15 protein-coding genes are annotated in these 14,678 nt (G+C 64.2%); 12 read left to right on the top strand and 3 right to left on the bottom strand.

Annotation, left to right across the window (positions count from 1 at the left end; all coding sequences use genetic code 11):
- Nucleotide 1: 1 nt before the first annotated feature.
- From ABD742_RS09030 to ABD742_RS09085, 12 genes are all read left to right on the top strand, one after another.
- Complete coding sequence (locus tag ABD742_RS09030) at nucleotides 2-706, top strand: HAD hydrolase-like protein (protein WP_268818955.1); 705 nt, start codon at nucleotides 2-4, stop codon at nucleotides 704-706.
- Nucleotides 693-1,361, top strand: a complete 669-nt coding sequence (locus ABD742_RS09035) for a lysophospholipid acyltransferase family protein (RefSeq protein WP_234749483.1) — start codon at nucleotides 693-695, stop codon at nucleotides 1,359-1,361. The genes ABD742_RS09030 and ABD742_RS09035 overlap by 14 nt, the downstream gene beginning before the upstream one ends.
- Nucleotides 1,362-1,419: 58 nt before the next feature.
- Nucleotides 1,420-3,417 carry an excinuclease ABC subunit UvrC gene (gene uvrC, locus ABD742_RS09040; protein WP_234749480.1) on the top strand — a complete coding sequence of 666 codons (1,998 nt, stop codon included), beginning with the start codon at nucleotides 1,420-1,422 and terminating at the stop codon, nucleotides 3,415-3,417.
- A gap of 87 nt (nucleotides 3,418-3,504) precedes the next feature.
- Entirely contained in the window at nucleotides 3,505-4,428 is a 924-nt protein-coding gene (gene rapZ, locus ABD742_RS09045; protein WP_234749478.1) for an RNase adapter RapZ, read from the top strand.
- Entirely contained in the window at nucleotides 4,428-5,444 is a 1,017-nt protein-coding gene (locus ABD742_RS09050; RefSeq protein WP_234749476.1) for a gluconeogenesis factor YvcK family protein, read from the top strand. Before rapZ ends, ABD742_RS09050 begins: the two co-directional genes overlap by 1 nt.
- A gap of 9 nt (nucleotides 5,445-5,453) precedes the next feature.
- Nucleotides 5,454-6,434, top strand: a complete 981-nt coding sequence (whiA, locus tag ABD742_RS09055; protein ID WP_234749474.1) for a DNA-binding protein WhiA — start codon at nucleotides 5,454-5,456, stop codon at nucleotides 6,432-6,434.
- Between the two features lie 109 nt (nucleotides 6,435-6,543).
- Nucleotides 6,544-7,167 carry a superoxide dismutase gene (locus tag ABD742_RS09060; RefSeq protein ID WP_059389282.1) on the top strand — a complete coding sequence of 208 codons (624 nt, stop codon included), beginning with the start codon at nucleotides 6,544-6,546 and terminating at the stop codon, nucleotides 7,165-7,167.
- Nucleotides 7,168-7,453: 286 nt separating this feature from the next.
- Complete coding sequence (gap, locus tag ABD742_RS09065) at nucleotides 7,454-8,464, top strand: type I glyceraldehyde-3-phosphate dehydrogenase (RefSeq protein ID WP_234749471.1); 1,011 nt, start codon at nucleotides 7,454-7,456, stop codon at nucleotides 8,462-8,464.
- A gap of 9 nt (nucleotides 8,465-8,473) precedes the next feature.
- The gene (locus tag ABD742_RS09070; protein ID WP_234749469.1) at nucleotides 8,474-9,700 is read left to right on the top strand and encodes a phosphoglycerate kinase; all 1,227 of its coding nucleotides are present in this window, start codon (nucleotides 8,474-8,476) and stop codon (nucleotides 9,698-9,700) included.
- Between the two features lie 82 nt (nucleotides 9,701-9,782).
- Entirely contained in the window at nucleotides 9,783-10,598 is an 816-nt protein-coding gene (tpiA, locus tag ABD742_RS09075; RefSeq protein ID WP_234749466.1) for a triose-phosphate isomerase, read from the top strand.
- Nucleotides 10,599-10,645: 47 nt separating this feature from the next.
- Nucleotides 10,646-10,903, top strand: a complete 258-nt coding sequence (secG, locus tag ABD742_RS09080) for a preprotein translocase subunit SecG (protein ID WP_234749463.1) — start codon at nucleotides 10,646-10,648, stop codon at nucleotides 10,901-10,903.
- Nucleotides 10,904-11,002: 99 nt separating this feature from the next.
- Nucleotides 11,003-11,398: an RNA polymerase-binding protein RbpA gene (locus tag ABD742_RS09085; protein WP_234749460.1), complete on the top strand. Its 396-nt coding sequence runs from the start codon at nucleotides 11,003-11,005 to the stop codon at nucleotides 11,396-11,398.
- Here the strand turns inward: ABD742_RS09085 and pgl are convergent.
- The 3 genes from pgl to zwf are packed head-to-tail and all read right to left on the bottom strand — an operon-like array spanning nucleotide 11,351 to nucleotide 14,663.
- Nucleotides 11,351-12,169, bottom strand: coding sequence for a 6-phosphogluconolactonase (gene pgl / locus ABD742_RS09090; protein WP_234749458.1), 819 nt, complete (start codon nucleotides 12,167-12,169; stop codon nucleotides 11,351-11,353). The two genes, ABD742_RS09085 and pgl, sit on opposite strands and share 48 nt — an antisense overlap.
- Before the next feature lie 8 nt (nucleotides 12,170-12,177).
- Nucleotides 12,178-13,101: a glucose-6-phosphate dehydrogenase assembly protein OpcA gene (locus ABD742_RS09095; protein ID WP_234749456.1), complete on the bottom strand. Its 924-nt coding sequence runs from the start codon at nucleotides 13,099-13,101 to the stop codon at nucleotides 12,178-12,180.
- Nucleotides 13,098-14,663: a glucose-6-phosphate dehydrogenase gene (gene zwf, locus ABD742_RS09100; protein ID WP_234749454.1), complete on the bottom strand. Its 1,566-nt coding sequence runs from the start codon at nucleotides 14,661-14,663 to the stop codon at nucleotides 13,098-13,100. The genes ABD742_RS09095 and zwf overlap by 4 nt, the downstream gene beginning before the upstream one ends.
- Nucleotides 14,664-14,678: the final 15 nt, after the last annotated feature.

Raw genomic sequence — 14,678 nt, forward strand, 5'->3', positions numbered from 1 at the left:
AATGGTGCCCGTAATCTTTGATCTGGACGGCACCCTTGTCGATCCTGCAGGTGGCATAACAGGCGGCATCGCCGCGGCCCTGGGCGAAATGGGCCTCCGTGTCCCGGAACAAGCCGTGCTGGACTCCATGGTTGGACCCAAGCTCAGCGATTCCCTGGAACACATTGCCGGGGTTCCCGCGGGAAAAGTCGACGAAGTCATTGGGCTTTACCGCAGCTACTACCGTTCCGTGGGAATCGGTCAAAGCCGCCTCTATCCTGGTATCCGTGAGCTCCTGCAGTTCTTCGCGGAGTCGCGGCGGCCGGTTGCCGTGGCCACCCAGAAACCTCAAGGCTTGGCGCACATCGTGTTGGAGCACCACGGCATTGCCGGTTTCTTTGCATCCATCTGCGGTGCCCCGGACGACGAGTCAATGGCCGCCAATACAGCTCCGGGCAAGGTGGCGATCGTTGGTGCTGCGCTGGCCACGTTGCGTTCCCAGCCCGCGGTGATGGTCGGGGACCGCCACCAGGATGTTGCCGGTGCCATGGCCAACGGACTCGACTGCATCGGGGTCAGTTGGGGATTTGCGCCCGACGGCGAACTTCAGGAGGCAGGCGCCGTCGCTGTCGTGGACAACGCGGCGCAGCTGTTGAAGAAGATCGAAGAACTTGACGCTGTCCGCGCGGCGGCCCTGAGCGAGGTGCAGAACGATGGAAGCCTTTGATGTCATCCGCTGGACCACGCGCGGACTGATTTCCAGCACCTGCCGGCCCACGGTCATCGGGCTGGAAAACGTGCCCAAGGAAGGGCCCTTCATTGTGGCCCCGAACCATTTGTCTTTCCTGGACAGCGTGATTGTCCAGGCCTTGATGCCGCGCCCGGTGGGCTTCTTTGCCAAGGCCGAGTACTTCACGACCAAAGGCTTCAAAGGCCTCGCGATGAAGGCGTTCTTCCAGGCAGTTGGATCCATTCCGGTGGAACGCGGAGAGCAGGCAGCCAGCGTGCAGGCCCTCAAGACCCTCCTGGACATCCTGGAGAACGGACGCGGCATCGGTATCTATCCGGAGGGGACCCGCTCCCGCGACGGCTTGCTCTACCGCGGGCGTACCGGGGTCGGCTGGCTTGCCCTGACCACGGGGGCGCCCGTGGTGCCGGTTGGCCTCATCGGCACGGACAAGCTGCAGCCTGTGGACCGCAACACCGTTCGTCCACAGCATTTCACCATGAAGGTCGGCGAGCCGCTGTACTTCGAGAAGACCGGTCCGGACCATTCCCTGCCTGCCAGGCGCGAAGTCACTGACAAGATCATGGATGCCATTGCGGTATTGAGCGGCCAGGAACGCTCCACCAGCTACAACCAGAGCAAGTCCGCGGAGTAGCTTCGGTGGGCTGGCCGGCCCGTACGGGGGAGTGCGATTCCCTTACTAGACTGGATCTGTGGCAGATCCAGCGAGTTATCGACCCCAGACGGGAGAAATCCCCACCACCCCCGGCGTCTATCGGTTCCGGGATCCGCACGGCCGTGTCATCTACGTGGGCAAGGCGAAGAACCTCCGCTCCCGGCTGAACTCATACTTCGCCAACCCTGCGGGTTTGCTGCCGAAGACGCATGCGATGGTGCACGCGGCCAGCAGTGTCGAATGGACGATGGTGGGCAGCGAGCTTGAGTCGCTTCAGCTCGAATACACCTGGATCAAGGAATTCAAGCCCCGCTTCAACGTCGTCTTCCGCGATGACAAGACCTATCCGTACCTTGCCGTGAGCATGGGGGAGAAGCTCCCGCGGGTCCAGGTCATGCGCGGGGAGCGCCGCAAAGGCACTCGCTACTTCGGGCCGTACACAGCCGGGGCCATCCGCGAAACCATGGACACCCTGCTGCGGGTCTTTCCGGTCCGCAGCTGCAGTCCCGGCGTGCTGAAGCGCGCCCAGGCCAGTGGTCGGCCTTGCTTGCTCGGCTACATCGACAAATGCTCGGCCCCGTGTGTCGGCCGTGTCACCGCCGAGGAGCACCGGGCCATTGCTGAAGACTTCTGCTCGTTCATGGGTGGCGAAGCGAAACGCTTCATCACCCGCCTCGAAAAGGACATGGGCGCCGCCGTCGCCGAGCTGGACTACGAACGGGCAGCGCGGCTCCGGGATGACATCATCGCCCTCCGCAAAGTGTTCGAGCGCAACGCGGTCGTGCTTTCCGAAGACACCGACGCGGATGTCTTCGCCCTGCACGACGACGACCTCGAGGCTTCCGTGCAGGTATTCCACGTCAGGGGTGGCCGGGTGCGCGGCCAGCGGGGCTGGGTCGTGGAAAAAGTCGAAGACGCCACCACTCCGGAGCTCATCGAGCACCTGCTGCAGCAGGTCTACGGAGAGGACAGTGACAACCAAGGCCGTATTCCGCGCGAAGTCCTCGTGCCGGAGGTTCCCAGCAACCATCACGAACTGCTTGAATGGCTCGGCGGCCTCCGGGGCGCCAAGGTGGATATCCGGGTGCCGCAGCGTGGTGACAAGGCTGCCCTCATGTCCACCGTCCGCGAAAACGCCGAACAGGCGCTGAAGCTCCACAAAGTCCGGCGGGCGGGCGATATCACCGTGCGCTCCCTGGCGCTCCAGGAGCTTCAGGAAGCGCTCGATCTTCCCGTTCCGCTGCTCCGGATCGAGTGCTACGACATTTCCCATGTGCAGGGCACCAACGTCGTTGCGTCCATGGTGGTGGTGGAGGATGGCCTCCCCAAGAAGGCCGACTACAGGAAGTTCTCCATCACGGGTGCGGCGGCAAGCGACGACACCGCTGCGATGCACGACGTCCTGACCAGGCGCTTCAGGCACTACCTGCAGGATAAATCCGCCCAGCTTCCCAAGAGCGGAGAAGTTCCGAACCCCGGCGCCGGGGAGGCGTCGTCGTCGGATGATGCTGCCCTCACGGGGGCCAAGGCGAGATTCGCCTATCCGCCCAACCTCGTCGTCGTCGACGGCGGGCAGCCCCAGGTGAATGCGGCCGCGAGGGCACTCGCGGAACTGGGGATCGACGACGTCTACGTCGTGGGCCTGGCCAAGCGCCTCGAAGAAGTCTGGTTGCCGGACAGCGACTTCCCGGTGATTCTGCCCCGCACCTCCCAGGGGCTCTACTTGCTCCAGCGCATCCGCGACGAAGCCCACCGTTTCGCCATCACCTTCCACCGGCAGAAGCGTGGAAAGGCGATGACGGTGTCCGCACTCGACGGCGTTCCGGGCCTCGGCGAAGCCAAACGGAAGGCGCTCGTGGCGCATTTCGGCTCCCTCAAGAAGATCAAGGCCGCAACGGCCCTTGAGCTCACGGCCGCGAAGGGGATCGGCCCGGCATTGGCGGAAGCCGTCGTCAGCCATCTGGCGGCGGCCGGCGCCTCCGGAGAGGCCGCTCCTGCCGTGAACATGACCACCGGCGAAATCCTTGAAATTTAGCTAGGGTTATAAGCGGACCCCTCCTCAAGGGGTCCGCTTATGGAGCATCCCAGAAACTTTGGACCATCTCAGAAACGGGGACACTTGATGTCAGAGTCAACAGCAGGATCCGGCGCGGAGCAGGACGGTCTCATCCCCGTCAAGCCTGTCGAAGCGGAACTGCTGGTGGTGACTGGCATGTCCGGCGCAGGCCGCAGCACCGCCTCGGACGCCCTGGAAGACCACGGCTGGTACGTCGTCGAAAACCTCCCGCCGCAGATGCTGGGGACGCTTGCCGAAATCGTCTCGCACGCTCCCCAGTCCATCCCCAAGCTCGCCGTCGTCGTGGACGTGCGCAGCAAAGGCCTCTTCACCGATATCAGGACCGCGCTCGGCGCGCTCAGCGCCAGCGGAATCACCTTCCGCGTCCTCTTCCTCGATGCCAGCGACAACGTCCTGGTGCGGCGCTTTGAGCAGGGCCGCCGCCCGCATCCGCTCCAAGGTGGTGGCCGGATCCTGGACGGCATCGCGGCGGAACGCGACGTCCTGAAGGAACTCCGGGAATCGGCCGACGTGGTCCTGGACACGAGTACGTACAACGTCCACGGCCTGGCGACCGCCATCACCGAACTTTTCACCGACACAGGCCCTGTGGCGTTGCGCTTGAACGTCATGAGCTTCGGCTTCAAATACGGACTGCCCGTGGACGCCAACTTCGTGGCGGATGCACGCTTCATCCCCAACCCGCACTGGGTTCCGAAATTGCGTCCGCACACGGGACTCGACGCCGATGTCAGCGACTATGTGCTCGGAGCCGCGGGCGTGAAGGACTTCGTTGACCGCTACGTCCTTGCCTTGGAGCCTGTCCTCGACGGCTACCGGACAGAAAACAAGCACTACGCCACCATTGCTGTCGGTTGCACGGGCGGCAAGCATCGTTCGGTCGCGGTCGCCGTCGAACTTTCCAAACGGCTGGCGCAATATCCTCGGGTCACCGTCACCACAAGCCACCGCGATCTGGGTCGCGAATAATGGGGGTCCTGACCGGACCCCTGCCGCTGGTTCCACCGAAGGGCACCCCGGGCAGCCAGCCCGCCAAGGGGCCCTCGGTTGTGGCGCTCGGCGGCGGACACGGGCTTTCCGCGTCATTGTCGGCGTTGCGGCTCCTGACGTCCGAGCTCACCGCGATTGTCACCGTCGCCGACGACGGCGGATCCTCCGGGCGGCTGCGCGAAGAGTACGGGGTCCTTCCGCCTGGCGATCTTCGAATGGCGCTGAGCGCCCTCTGTGACGACACCGATTGGGGGCGCACTTGGCGGGACGTCATGCAGCATCGCTTCAAGACCCCGAACGGTCGCCAAGGCTCCTTGGACCACCACGCCATGGGAAACCTGCTCATCGTGACCCTCTGGGAACTTCTGGGCGACGCCGTTGCGGGACTGAAATGGGCCGGCGCGCTTTTGGGTGCCCGTGGCCAGGTCCTCCCGATGTCCACTCAGCCGCTGAACATCGAGGGCGACGTCAGGGTGCCCTTGCCCGGGGGCGGGTACGAGTTCCAGGTCGTCAAAGGCCAGGCCAAGTGCGCCGTCGCCGGATCCCTTGAAAACGTCAGGCTCCTCCCGGAAGACGCGCGCGCCTGCATCGAAGCGCTGACTGCCATCGAGCTTGCCGACTGGATCATTCTGGGTCCCGGTTCCTGGTACACGTCCGTGCTGCCGCATTTGCTGCTGCCCGAAATGCGCCAGGCCCTGTGCGACACTCCCGCGAAACGCTGCCTCACCATGAACCTCGCCATGGACACCAAGGAAACCTCGGGGATGTCCGCCGCGGACCATCTGGATGCCCTGCGCCACTACGCGCCGGAGTTCAGTGTGGACGTTGTCCTGGCCGATCCCTCCTCGATATCGGACCTCGAGGAATTCGAACGAGCTGCCGGGATGATCGGTGCAGAGGTTGTCTTGGGTAAAGTGGGGGCGTCGAGCCGCCGTCCAGTCCACGACCCGCTGCGTCTGGCATCGGCGTATCACGATATCTTCGGGAATAGTTAGGAACATGCGATGGCACTGACCGCATCGGTCAAGGAAGAACTTTCCCGGCTGGACATCAAGAAGTCGTCCGTCCGCAAGGCCGAAGTCTCGGCCATGCTGCGTTTTGCCGGCGGATTGCACATCATTTCGGGCCGAATCGTGATTGAGGCAGAGGTTGACCTCGCCTCAACGGCGCGGAGGCTGCGTGCCGCGATCGCCGAAGTCTACGGGCACCAGAGCGAGATCATCGTCGTCTCCGGCGGGGGACTCCGCCGCGGTAGCCGCTATGTTGTCCGTGTAGTGCGCGACGGCGAAGCCCTGGCCCGCCAGACCGGCCTCCTGGACGGCAGGGGACGGCCTGTGCGTGGCTTGCCGTCCGCCGTCGTCAACGGTTCGGCGTCGGACGCGGAAGCTGTGTGGCGCGGCGCGTTCCTGGTTCACGGATCCCTCACCGAACCCGGCCGGTCCTCTTCGCTTGAGGTCACGTGTCCCGGGCCGGAATCGGCGCTTGCCCTGGTGGGGGCTGCGCGTCGCCTCGGCATCCAGGCCAAGGCCCGGGAAGTGCGCGGCGTGGATCGCGTGGTTATCCGTGACGGTGACACCATCGCCGCGCTGCTCACCCGGATGGGCGCCCATGACGCCCTCATGGTGTGGGAGGAGCGCCGCATGCGGAAGGAAGTCCGGGCCACGGCCAACCGCCTCGCGAACTTCGACGACGCCAACCTGCGCCGCTCGGCCCAGGCCGCCGTCGCGGCCGGCGCCCGCGTGGACAGGGCCTTGGAAATCCTTGGCGACGACGTTCCGGACCACCTCAAATACGCCGGTGAACTCCGGGTGGCCCACAAGCAGGCCAGCCTGGATGAATTGGGCCGGCTTGCCGATCCTCCCATGACCAAGGACGCGATCGCGGGGAGGATCCGCCGGCTTCTGGCCATGGCGGACAAGCGGGCCGGCGACCTGGGGATCCCGGGTACCGAGGCAAATGTGACCCCCGAAATGATGGACGAATAAAGCTCCCGCCCTAGAATCGTCAGGGTGTGGATTTCCGGCCGGTTCGACGGCCGGATGAACAAAACGAGAGTTACCAACCGGACCCCGGTCCACTACATTGGAGGATTTCGTGACAGAGTACGTACTGCCCGAGCTCGGCTACGACTACGCAGCACTTGAGCCGCACATTTCGGCGAAGATCATGGAGCTGCACCACAGCAAGCACCACGCTGCCTATGTAGCAGGCGCCAACAACGCTTTGGCCCAGTTGGCCGAGGCCCGCGACAAGGGCGACTTCGCCAACATCAACCGCCTCTCCAAGGACCTCGCGTTCCACACCGGCGGCCACATCAACCACTCCGTGTTCTGGAACAACATCTCCCCGGATGGCGGCGACAAGCCCGAGGGCGAGCTGGCTGCAGCCATCGACGACGCCTTCGGCTCCTTCGATGCATTCCGTGCCCAGTTCTCGGCAGCCGCGCTCGGCCTGCAGGGATCCGGCTGGGGCTTCCTCGCCTACGAGCCCATCGGCGGCAACCTCCTCATCGAGCAGCTCTACGACCAGCAGGGCAACGTCGCAGTCGGCACCACGCCGCTGCTCATGCTGGACATGTGGGAGCACGCTTTCTACCTGGACTACGTGAACGTCAAGGCTGACTACGTCAAGGCCTTCTGGAACATCGTCAACTGGGCCGACGTCGCGAAGCGCTTCGAAGCGGCCCGCGCGAACGCCACCGGGCTGATCGTTCTCTAGGGAACTCCGTCCCGAACCGGTGAGTGACGCGGAATACACAAGGATGTAACAAACTTCACATTCAGGTGAATTTCGCCCAAATACCGGATTGTCTGCCCCCGCAGTTGCGGGGGCAGACGTAGTTAAACGTAAGATGGGTCACGGAAGGCGGTTAGCCTTCAGCAATGTGGCTGGTCGCCCTCCGATCTGATAATCACTTCTGCCCAATGATGTGCGGGAATTGTTAGTTGGAATCAAGATCCGACTCACTAGGTGTGCTTGCAAGAGCACCAAGGAGACTGAAATAGTGACCACCCGTATTGGTATCAACGGCTTTGGCCGCATCGGCCGCAACTACTTCCGCGCAGCACTCGCCCAGGGTGCCGACCTCGAAATTGTTGCGGTCAACGACCTCACGAGTCCCGAGGCACTTGCCCACCTTTTGAAGTACGACTCCGTCGGCGGTCGCCTGACCGAGTCCGTTGAAGTCAAAGAGGGCAACCTCATTGTTGACGGCAACATCATCAAGGTCCTTGCAGAGCGCGATCCTGCGAACCTCCCCTGGGGCGAACTGGGCGTCGACATCGTCATCGAGTCCACCGGCTTCTTCACAAAGGCTGCCGCTGCACAGAAGCACATCGATGCAGGTGCCAAGAAGGTCCTGATTTCCGCTCCTGCTTCGGACGAAGACATCACCATCGTCATGGGCGTCAACCACGAGCTCTACGACCCCGCAGCACACCACATCATTTCCAACGCTTCCTGCACCACCAACTGCCTCGGCCCGCTGGCCAAGGTCGTCAACGACGCCTTCGGCATAGAGCGCGGCCTCATGACCACGATCCACGCCTACACGGCAGACCAGAACCTGCAGGACGGCCCCCACAGCGACCTTCGCCGTGCCCGCGCCGCAGCCATCAACATGGTTCCCACCTCCACAGGTGCTGCCAAGGCGATCGGCCTCGTCCTTCCGGAGCTGAAGGGCAAGCTCGACGGCTACGCCATCCGCGTCCCGGTCCCGACCGGTTCCGCCACGGACCTGACCGTCACGGTTTCCCGCGAAGTGACCGTTGAGGAAGTCAACGCAGCACTCAAGGCAGCTTCCGAGACCGAGCAGTTCAAGGGCATCCTCAGCTACACGGCAGATCCGATCGTCTCTTCGGACATCGTCGGCGATCCCTCTTCTTCGATCTTCGACTCCGGCCTCACCAAGGTCATCGGCAACCAGGTCAAGGTTGTTTCCTGGTATGACAACGAATGGGGCTACTCCAACCGCCTCGTTGACCTCACGGAGCTCGTCGCATCCAAGCTGGGCTAGGGTAGACACATGACTTCTCACACCCTCAACGAACTGATCGCTGAAGGTGTCCGCGGGCGGTACATTCTTGTCAGAAGTGACCTGAATGTGCCGCTCGACGGCTCTACAGTGACCGACGACGGCCGCATCAAGGCCTCTCTCCCGGTCATCGAAAAGCTCTCGGACGCCGGTGCCCGCGTGCTCGTCACAGCCCACCTGGGACGCCCCAAGGGCTCTCCCGAGGCCAAGTATTCGCTTAAGCCCGCAGTAGTGCGGCTGGCGGAGCTCGCCCCATTCAAGGTCCAGCTCGCGGAAGACACCGTTGGTGAGTCCGCCAAGGAGCTTGCCGGGTCGCTGGGCGACGGAGACGTCCTCGTCCTGGAGAACGTCCGCTTCGACGCCCGCGAAACCAGCAAGGACGACGCCGAGCGCGGCGCCTTCGCCGATGATCTCGTGGCGCTGACCGGTGACAACGGTGCCTTCGTGGATGACGCCTTCGGTGCCGTCCACCGCAAGCACGCCAGCGTGTACGACGTCGCCACCCGGCTTCCTTCCTACCAGGGGGACCTCGTCCACACCGAGGTGGAGGTTCTGCGCAAACTCACCACGGATACCCAGCGCCCCTACGTCGTGGTTCTCGGCGGCTCCAAGGTCTCGGACAAGCTCGCCGTGATCGACAACCTCCTGGGCAAGGCTGACACCATCCTCGTCGGGGGCGGAATGCTCTTCACCTTCCTCGCAGCGGTTGGTCACAAGGTCGCAGGCAGCTTGCTTGAAGCTGACCAGATCCCCGTGGTCCAGGACTACCTCAAGCGCGCTTCCGACGCCGGTACCGCCTTCGTCATCCCGACCGACGTCGTGGTAGCCAGCCGCTTCGCCGCTGACGCTGAACACGAAGTGGTCGCCGCGGACGCGATCGAGGACAGCGCATTCGGTGCTTCCGGCATTGGCCTGGACATCGGGCCGGTATCCGCAGCGGCTTTCGCTGAGCAGATCAAGGCCGCCAAGACCGTGTTCTGGAACGGCCCCATGGGCGTCTTTGAATTCGAGGCCTTCTCGGACGGCACCCGTGCCATTGCCCAGGCTTTGACCGAGACGACGGCATTCACTGTGGTGGGCGGCGGCGACTCCGCCGCGGCCGTCCGGACCCTCGGCTTTGAGGACTCCCAGTTCGGACACATTTCCACCGGCGGCGGCGCCAGCCTGGAATACCTTGAAGGCAAGGATCTTCCCGGCCTGAGCGTTCTGGACCGCTAAGGCTACACGGCCGGCGGGGCGCCCTTCCTGGAAGGAAAACGCCCCGCCGGCTTCCCTATCTCAACGCATCTTTGGAGCACACGTGACAACTTCTGCCAACGGAAACTTCATCCGCACGCCCTTCATTGCCGGCAACTGGAAGATGAACATGGACCACGTCCAGGGCATCACCTTGCTGCAGAAGCTGGCATGGACCCTCTCCGACGCCAAGCATGATTACAGCCGGGTGGAGGTTTCGGTCTTCCCGCCGTTTACCGACCTCCGCGGTGTGCAGACCCTCGTTCAGGGCGACGAGCTGCACGTCGTCTACGGCGGACAGGACCTTTCGCAGTTCGACTCCGGAGCTTACACCGGCGATATCTCCGGCCAGTTCCTCAACAAGCTCGGTTGCGCCTATGTCCTGGTGGGCCACAGCGAACGCCGCACCATCCACAACGAGGACGACCAGGTCCTCAACGCGAAGGTCAAAGCCGCTTTCCGCCACGACGTCACGCCGGTCCTGTGTGTCGGCGAGGGCCTTGAGGTCCGCCAGGCCGGCACCCACGTGGAGCACACGCTGGCCCAGTTGCGCGCCGGCGTCGAAGGCCTGACCGCAGATCAAGCAAGCGAACTGGTTGTCGCCTACGAGCCTGTCTGGGCCATCGGGACGGGCGAAGTCGCGGGTCCCGAAGACGCGCAGGAGATGTGCGCCGCGATCCGTTCGGAGCTCGCATCCTTGTTCGACGATGCAGTGGCTGCAAAGACCCGCCTCCTCTACGGCGGTTCGGTCAAGGCCAACAATGCGGCAGCGATCATGGCCGAAAGCGACGTCGACGGTCTGCTGGTGGGTGGCGCGAGCCTGGACCCCGCCGAGTTTGCTAACATTGTCAGGTTCGAGAGCCACCTCAGCGCGGCTTAGTCCGTTTTAGGTTCCGCTCCCGTTTTCCGTTCTTCTGAAAGGCCGTCGTGGACGTTCTTCAAGTCATTCTGCAGATTCTGCTGGGCATTACCAGCCTTCTGCTGACGCTGCTCATCCTCCTCCACAAGGGGCGTGGCGGCGGGTTGTCCGATATGTTTGGCGGTGGCATGAGCTCAGGATTGAGTTCATCAGGTGTCGCAGAGCGAAACCTCAACCGCTTCACCATCGTCTTGGGCTGCACTTGGGGCGTCGTGATCATTGGACTTGGCCTCATCATGCGTTTCACCACAGGCGGAGACTCCTAGCACTGCCGCCGTCGGAGCCTCGCACTCGAGGTGTCCTCTCATTAGACTAGGCTGCATGGCCTTCACCGCCATGCAGCCGAACTCTCAAGGGGATCGACGATGGTTCATGGTACTTCTGGATTCCGGGGCACACGGGCCGGCGTAACAGCTGGATCGGCCCCGAGAAACCAACCCGACTCTGTAGTTGGCGAAAGCTTGCCGCGTATTCGTGTTCCCTATTGGTGCGCCAAGGGACATGAAACGCGGCTTGTTTTCGTTAAGCTCCCCGAAGATCAAATCCCGATCCGATGGGACTGCCCGAAATGTGGCCTGGTCGCCGTCCGCGATCAGGGCGAGGCCACCATGGAACGTGCGGACGAAGAAGTCTTCAAGAGCCACCTGGACTACGTTAAAGAAAGACGCTCCAGCCAGGACGCGGAAATTGTCCTGGCCGGAGCGCTCAAGCGGCTACGCGCCCGCGGGGTCCTTACGGATGAGCTGCTGGGGGACACGTGAGGCTGCATTCTCATCGATAAGCCATAGGGTCCTCGAGCGGCCACTAGGTCCGGAGGCGGGAACCTGGACCGGGTTGGCCCCGGCGAGGGCGAGTCCCACGGCACCGGCCTTGTCCTCGCCTGCCACAACCATCCAGATTTCCTGGGCGGAGTTGATGGCGGGCAAGGTCAGCGAAATCCTCGACGGCGGTGGTTTGGGGGAGTTCTCGACCCCCACGACCGTGCGGTCCTTCACGCGGATACCCGCCTGCTCCGGGAAGAGCGAGGCAATGTGCGCATCCGGGCCGACACCGAGCAGCAGGATGTCGAAACGAGGCAACTCGCCGGCCTCCTCGGGACGATTGTCCGAAGTGTCCGCGGCGTGCTCGGCTTCCGCAGCAGCCTTGAGGCGGGCCGCGTAGTCCGCTGCGGCCTCGTCCGCGGTGGCGAACTCATCCGATGAACCCGGTTCGTGCACGCGGTCCGGGTCCACCGGCAGGCTGGAGAGCAGTGCCTCACGCGCCTGTACGGTGTTGCGGTCCGTGCTGTGCTTGCCAACGAAGCGCTCGTCACCCCACCAGAAGTTCACCCGGGACCAGTCAACGGCGGGCGCCGCAGGCGAGTCGGCAACCGCTCTCAGGGTGCCGATGCCCACGGTTCCTCCGGTGAGGACCACCGTGGCTTCGCCGTGCTTGTCCTGGACGTCCACCAGCTTGGTAATGAGCCGTGCTGCGATCGCGGCCATAAGGACGGCGGAATCGGGATGGATGCTTACTCTTGGGTCAGCGCTCACTGGGACGGTCACTCCTTGCTATTGGTTCGGGGCAGTCCCATAGTAATCACTTCTCCGAAGACATCGTCCGGATCAAGTCGGCGCAGTTCTTCGGCGAGGCAGTCCCGCAGGCTGCGGCGCGGCAGTGAAATCCGCTGGGCGGGCTGGCCCGGCTGGGTCAGTTCCGCGATGGTCAGACCGGGACGGACCAGCTGGACGTCGCCGGTGGCGCGGCTCAGCCGCACCCTGCGGATGCCTGTTCCTGCCGGGTCGGCGACGATCTGGACCGGTGCGTCGAGGAACAGGGTGAGCCAGGCGGCCAGCAGCAGGGTGCTGGGCGAGTCCGAAGCGCCCTCGACGGCGATGGCCGTGACGGGCGACTCGTCGACCTGGTCCAGTGCTGCCGCGAGCTGCAGGCGCCAGTTGGTCAGGCGTGTCCAGGCGAGGTCGGTGTCGCCTGCCCGGTACGTTTTCCGGATCCGGGCCAGCGCTGCTGCGGGGTCGGCCTCGTTGGCGGAGTCCGTGATGCGGCGGTGTGCGATGCGTCCGATGGAGGTCTCGCAGGCGTTCTCGGGTGCTCCATGCGGCCACCAGGCCACGATCGGCGCGTCCGGCAGCAGCAGTGCCGCGACGAGGGATTCGCTCTCCTTGGCGAGCTCACCGTAGCCGCGCAGCACGATCACCTCTGATGCGCCAGCGTCGCCGCCCACCCGGATCTGGGCGTCGAGGCGGTTGGGCGCTTCGCTGCCGGCGTCCGCGAGGACGATAATGCGGCAGGGGTGTTCGCGGCTGGCCTCGTTGGCTGCCTCGATGGCTTCTTCCTCGAGACCGGACTTGGTGACGACGACAAGGGTCAGGACGCGTCCGAGGGCGATCACGCCTCCCTGCTCGCGCAGGGAGGTGATCTTCTTGGAGATCTTGGAGGTGGTGGTGTCGGGAAGATCTACGATCATGGCCTTCTCCAGGTTCGTCCGTCGCGGGCAAGCAGCTCGTCGGCAGAGGCCGGGCCCCAGCTGCCGGGAGCGTAAGGTTCGGGCTGTTCGTCGAGTCCGGCCCAGTATTCCTCGAAGGGGTCCAGGATCTTCCAGGACTCCTCGACTTCCTGGTGCCGCGGGAAGAGCGGGGGCTCGCCCAGCAGCACGTCCAGGATGAGGCGTTCGTAGGCCTCGGGGCTGGACTCGGTAAACGAGTGTCCGTAGCCGAAGTCCATGGTGACGTCCCGGACTTCCATCTGCGTGCCCGGGACCTTGGAACCGAAGCGGATGGTGGCTCCCTCGTCGGGCTGGACCCGGATGACCACGGCGTTCTGGCCGAAGTCATCCTCGCCGTGGCCGCGGAAGAGCAGGTTGGGTGCCCGCTTGAACACCACCGCGATTTCCGTGACGCGCCGGCCAAGCCGTTTGCCGGCCCTCAGGTAGAACGGCGCCCCGGCCCAGCGCCGGGTGTTGATGTCCAGGCGGATGGCCGCAAAGGTTTCCGTCTTCGAATCGGCCGGAATGCCTTCTTCCTCAAGGTAGCCCTGCACCAGTTCCCCGCCCTGCCAGCCGCCGGTGAACTGCCCGCGTGCCGAGTGGGTGGAGAGGTCTTCGGGGAGCCTGACCGCTGCCAGGACCTTTTCCTTTTCGGCACGCAGGTCATCGGCGTTGAAGGAGATGGGCTCCTCCATGGCCGTCAGGGCCAGCAGCTGCAGCAGGTGGTTCTGGATGACGTCGCGGGCCGCACCGACGCCGTCGTAGTATCCCGCACGGCCGCCGGTGCCGATGTCCTCGGCCATGGTGATCTGGACGTGGTCGACGTAGTTGGCGTTCCACAAGGGCTCGAACAGCTGGTTGGCGAAGCGCAGCGCCAGGATGTTCTGCACCGTCTCCTTGCCGAGGTAGTGGTCGATGCGGAAGACCGCGTCCGGCGGGAAGACGGACTCGACGATGTCGTTGAGCTTGCGCGCGGACGCCAGGTCGTGGCCGAAGGGCTTCTCGATGACCACCCGGCGCCATTGGCCGTCGCCGGCCTGCGCGAGCCCGTGCTTGGAGAGCTGTTGGCAGACCTGCTCGAAGGCCTTGGGCGGAATGGACAAGTAGAAACCGTGATTCCCGCGCGTGCCGCGGGTCTCGTCCAGTTCGTCAAGGGTGGCGCTGAGGCGCTTGAACGCCTGGTCGTCGTCGAACTCTCCCTGGACAAAGCGGATGCCCTCGGAGAGCTGGTTCCAGACGGCGTCGTCGAACGGGGTGCGGGAGTGCGCCTTGACGTTCTCCTTGACCTCGTCCGCGAAGTCCTCGTTGCTCCAGTCCCGCCGGCCGAAGCCGACGAGCGCGAAGCTCGGCGGCAACAGCCCACGGTTGGCGAGGTCGTAGACCGCCGGCATGAGTTTCTTACGGGCAAGGTCACCGGTGACTCCGAAGAACACCAATGACGAAGGCCCTGCGATGCGGTTCAGGCGCCGGTCCCGAGGATCCCGGAGGGGATTGCGGCGACTTGCCTTTCCGGTGGACCTGTAACCGATTTCAGTTTCTGGCATGTTTGGGTTTGTGCC

This window comes from Arthrobacter ramosus (genome assembly GCF_039535095.1).
Classification (GTDB): domain Bacteria; phylum Actinomycetota; class Actinomycetes; order Actinomycetales; family Micrococcaceae; genus Arthrobacter; species Arthrobacter ramosus.

Coding starts and splice junctions, on each gene's coding strand:
- ABD742_RS09030 (WP_268818955.1), top strand. CDS start 2: ATGGTGCCCGTAATCTTTGATCTGGACGGCACCCTTGTCGATCCTGCA.
- ABD742_RS09035 (WP_234749483.1), top strand. CDS start 693: ATGGAAGCCTTTGATGTCATCCGCTGGACCACGCGCGGACTGATTTCC.
- rapZ (WP_234749478.1), top strand. CDS start 3,505: ATGTCAGAGTCAACAGCAGGATCCGGCGCGGAGCAGGACGGTCTCATC.
- ABD742_RS09050 (WP_234749476.1), top strand. CDS start 4,428: ATGGGGGTCCTGACCGGACCCCTGCCGCTGGTTCCACCGAAGGGCACC.
- whiA (WP_234749474.1), top strand. CDS start 5,454: ATGGCACTGACCGCATCGGTCAAGGAAGAACTTTCCCGGCTGGACATC.
- ABD742_RS09070 (WP_234749469.1), top strand. CDS start 8,474: ATGACTTCTCACACCCTCAACGAACTGATCGCTGAAGGTGTCCGCGGG.
- ABD742_RS09085 (WP_234749460.1), top strand. CDS start 11,003: ATGGTTCATGGTACTTCTGGATTCCGGGGCACACGGGCCGGCGTAACA.
- ABD742_RS09095 (WP_234749456.1), bottom strand. CDS start 13,101: ATGATCGTAGATCTTCCCGACACCACCACCTCCAAGATCTCCAAGAAG.
- zwf (WP_234749454.1), bottom strand. CDS start 14,663: ATGCCAGAAACTGAAATCGGTTACAGGTCCACCGGAAAGGCAAGTCGC.